At 60.5% G+C, this 3548-nt stretch carries 3 protein-coding genes and 1 pseudogene; 1 reads left to right on the top strand and 3 read right to left on the bottom strand.

The features are described from left to right. Window positions 1–178 precede the first annotated feature (178 nt). Both ACFFAR_RS28125 and ACFFAR_RS28120 read right to left on the bottom strand, forming a co-directional pair. Window positions 179–820, bottom strand: a complete 642-nt coding sequence (locus tag ACFFAR_RS28125) for a helix-turn-helix domain-containing protein (protein WP_375508899.1) — start codon at window positions 818–820, stop codon at window positions 179–181. A 248-nt stretch (window positions 821–1068) separates the two neighbouring features. Next, the gene (locus ACFFAR_RS28120) at window positions 1069–1548 is read right to left on the bottom strand and encodes a universal stress protein (protein ID WP_174365347.1); all 480 of its coding nucleotides are present in this window, start codon (window positions 1546–1548) and stop codon (window positions 1069–1071) included. Between the two features lie 236 nt (window positions 1549–1784). On the opposite strand from ACFFAR_RS28120, the gene ACFFAR_RS28115 reads away from it, so the two are divergent. After that, window positions 1785–3290 (top strand): MFS transporter, encoded by a 1506-nt coding sequence (locus tag ACFFAR_RS28115; RefSeq protein ID WP_375508898.1) that lies wholly within the window; start codon window positions 1785–1787, stop codon window positions 3288–3290. A gap of 38 nt (window positions 3291–3328) precedes the next feature. Here the strand turns inward: ACFFAR_RS28115 and ACFFAR_RS28110 are convergent. Then, window positions 3329–3548: pseudogene (locus tag ACFFAR_RS28110) on the bottom strand (EmrB/QacA family drug resistance transporter); the annotation flags it as partial.

Below are 3548 nucleotides of genomic sequence, written 5' to 3'. Positions count from 1 at the left end.
GCTCGCCCGCACGGCGCCGCTCTCGCTGAGTCCCAGTCGGGCGAGCAGCGGATGCAACGGGGTGGGTTCGCGATTCATCGCTCTTTTCTCCGGGCAGTGGCCGTGCGAAACGATAAATCGTAGCAGAGGACATGCCCGGCGTGCTTGAACCGCCCGTGAACCGCGCAAGCGGTATTCTTCAGACGGCGCGCAGACCTTCGAAGTCGAGGATATGGATCAATTTGCCGTCTGTGCGAAGCAGGCCTCTCGCCTGAAAACGCGAGAGGGTCCTGCTGACGGTTTCCAGCGTGATGCCAAGAAAACTGCCCATGTCGTCGCGTGTAAAACGCAGGTTGAATTCGCTCCCGGCGTACCCGCGGCGCGTGAGGCGCGAAGAGATGTCGAGAAGCAGCGCGGCGACACGTTCGTCGGCGCGCAAGGTGCCGAGAATTACGGTCTGCGTCGATTTGCGGACAACTTCACGGCTCAGCAACTGCAGGAGCCGCCGCTGAATGGCAGTGGTCTCGCGGCACGCGCGTTCGAAAGCGGACAAGGGGACGACGCAGACAGAACTGTCTTCCAGCGCTACGGCGCGGCACGCGTGATGGCCGTTCTCGAAACCTTCCAGCCCCAGCGCGTCGCCGCCCAGGTGCAGACCCATGACCTGATCGCGGCCATTCGCGCTCGTCACGACCGTCTTGAGTGAACCGGAGCGAATGGCGTAAAGCGCATCGAATGTATCGCCGATACGGAACAGCGTTTCGCCGCGCCTGATGTTGCGCGCATTGACGATGACCGATTGCAGCTTGTCGGTATCGGTGGCGGACAAGCCTTCTGGCATGCAGTACTGCCGCAACGAGCATGTCGAACAGTGCGCGGCGTGGCGCGGGCCGGCGGAATGTGCTGATGCGGAAGTCTCGTGCAAGGTCTGCATGGCGTGCTCGGCTATAAGAACAATTTAGAACCTTGATCTGTAACAAGGAAAATTGTCCCATTGATACCATGCAAAATTCGGCGGCAGAACGTCGCGGACAATTTGTTGCAATGGCGCGGCGCCACGGGGCCCCGCGCGCATGACTGCTCCAACGCCTAAGCCGCGACCTGAGCTGCGACGTCTTCGCCTCCCGCTGCCGAAGGAATCAGCAGCACCGGCAGGGTTGCCTGCCGGAGACACCGCTCCGCCACGCTGCCAAGAATCAGCCGCTGGAATCCCTTGCGCCCGTGCGTGCCCATCACGAGGAGGTCGGCGTTGAATGCGGTCGCGGCCTTGAGAACGAGTTCGGCCACATCTTCCACTGACGACGCTTCACTCACCAGGACCTGGCCTTCCACCCCGCGCTGTTTCATCGCTGCGTTGGTTTCGGCGGCGAGCGTGGCGCCTTGATCCGGAAGCTGGGTACGCAGGATCGAGGGATCGTAGCCGGGGACATCGTAGTAGATGGGGGCCTCTTCGATCACGTAGAACGGCTGAAGCACCGCGTGATGTGTGACGGCGAGTTCGAGCGCGGTGTTAAATGCGCGGCTGGAAGTACGGCTGCCATCGATAGCAACGACTATTCGAGTGAACATGCGATTCTCCTTCTGCGGTCAAGCGTGGCTTTCAATCGTCCGACTGTATTTATTGCCGATCGTTCCATTCTGCACTCGCCGTCGCGGCGCCGATACGCGGAGGAAGACTTAATGGCGGCATACAATTCACCCCTCGCCTTTGATCATCTGCCCACTTTCTGCCCGTGTCCCAAGCCGCCGCCAGTACCGATCCGCATACCGCATCACCCCTTCCTTTTCGAAACGCCCTCTTAGCGATGCTCGGCATCGGTCTCGTCAACATGCTCGTTGCACTGGACCAGACCGTGGTGAGTACGGCGTTGCCGTCCATCGTCGCGGAATTGCATGGCTTCGAGTACTACGCGTGGATTGCGAGCGCGTATCTGCTGGCTTCGGTGGTGACGGTGCCGGTGTTCGGTCGGCTGGGTGATTATTTCGGGCGCAAGCGCTTCGTGATCGCCGCGGTGGTCACGTTCACGGTGGCATCAGTGCTATGCGGCGTGGCGAACGACATGTTGTTCCTGGTCATCGCGCGCGGCTTGCAGGGCGTCGGCGGCGGCATGATGGTGGGTACCGCGTTTGCATCGATACCCGATCTTTTCCCCGATGCCCGTCTGCGCGTGCGCTGGCAAGTAGTCATGGCGGCGTCGTACGGCATTGGCACGGCGGCGGGGCCGTCGCTCGGCGGCTGGATGAGCGAGCACTGGGGATGGCGTTCCACGTTTCTCATCAACTTGCCGGTGGGCATCGCCGCGTTTTATTTCATCTGGGCGCATTTGCCGAACTATCGGCGGCCACGTCAGGGCGCGGTGAAAATCGACTGGATGGGAGCGGCGCTCGTGGCGCTCGTTCTCGGCGGATTGCAGGCATTCATTGAAGGCGTGCCGAAGAGCGGACTGACGACCGGCAACATCGTTCTCGCGATATGCGTGGTGATCGGCGCCGCAGCGTTATTGATGTGCGAGCGCCGCGCGACGCATCCGATCATTCCGCTCGATCTGTTCAAGGACCCGCAACTCGTGACCCTGTTCACGCTGTCCGTGCTGTCCGGATTCGTGATGTTTTCGCTGATCTTTTTCGCGCCGTTATTGTTGCAGGGCGGCTTTGGTTTGTCGCCGCAGCAAGCCGGGTTGCTCGCCACGCCGATTGCGATGTTTATCGCGATTGGCAGCTTTATCAACACGCGGATCGTGATTCATTTGCGCAAGCCGACCATGATCCTTTCCATCGGCTTTACGTTGCTGTTATTCGCGTGCATCGGGCTTTCGTTTGCCAATGCATCGACGCCGCATGTCTGGATCGAGATACCGATGGCCGGCATCGGCGTCGGACTGGGTTTCATCCTGAACAACTTGAATGTATTCGGACAGGAAATCGCCGGGCGCGAACGGTTCGGCATTACCACGGCGTTACTACAATCCACGCGCATGGTCGGCGGGATGCTCGGAACCAGTGTGGTCGCGACGATCGTTCAGCATCATTATCGCGATGTCATCACGCGCACGCTTCGCGTGTTGGGCGAGCCGGCAAGTACCGCGTGGCTGCCGCGATTCAACGATCCGCGCATTCTTATCGATGCAGCCTTGCGCTCCAAGCTTCTTGCCGATCTTGCGCCCGTTGGACTGGACGGCCCGGCGCTGATCGAAAGCGCGCGTGAAGTTCTGGTGCAATCGATTCATATAGGCGTGCTGCTGACTGCAGTGGCTGCCTTGTCGGCGGTGCTGATGGTGCGGCGGGTTTCGCACATCACGTTTAAAAAGTAGCAGGGCTCGTTGTCTATCAACGAGCCCTATCTCAAACCTCAATGCGCGCCGGCCGCCGCGCCACCACCGCCGCCTTTCGCGCGCTTGGTGATCCAGATCAGCGGAATGATCAGGATGAAGATCACCGCGGACGCAAAGAAGATGTCGTTGAGTCCCATCATCGCGGCCTGGGTGTTCACGGTGAAGTCGAACAACCCGCGCGCCTGGGCTTCGTTGACATGCAATGTGTTCTGCGAAGCCTGAAGCGACGCCATGAAG

Source organism: uncultured Caballeronia sp. (assembly GCF_964243625.1).
Lineage (GTDB): Bacteria > Pseudomonadota > Gammaproteobacteria > Burkholderiales > Burkholderiaceae > Caballeronia.
The sequence above is the reverse complement of the archived record's forward strand: the minus strand, read 5'-3'. Positions and strand labels throughout refer to the sequence as shown.

What these genes read in the sequence shown, in the direction of transcription:
- ACFFAR_RS28125 (WP_375508899.1), bottom strand. Translation starts at nt 820, where the DNA reads ATGCCAGAAGGCTTGTCCGCCACCGATACCGACAAGCTGCAATCGGTC.
- ACFFAR_RS28120 (WP_174365347.1), bottom strand. Translation starts at nt 1,548, where the DNA reads ATGTTCACTCGAATAGTCGTTGCTATCGATGGCAGCCGTACTTCCAGC.
- ACFFAR_RS28115 (WP_375508898.1), top strand. Translation starts at nt 1,785, where the DNA reads ATGCTCGGCATCGGTCTCGTCAACATGCTCGTTGCACTGGACCAGACC.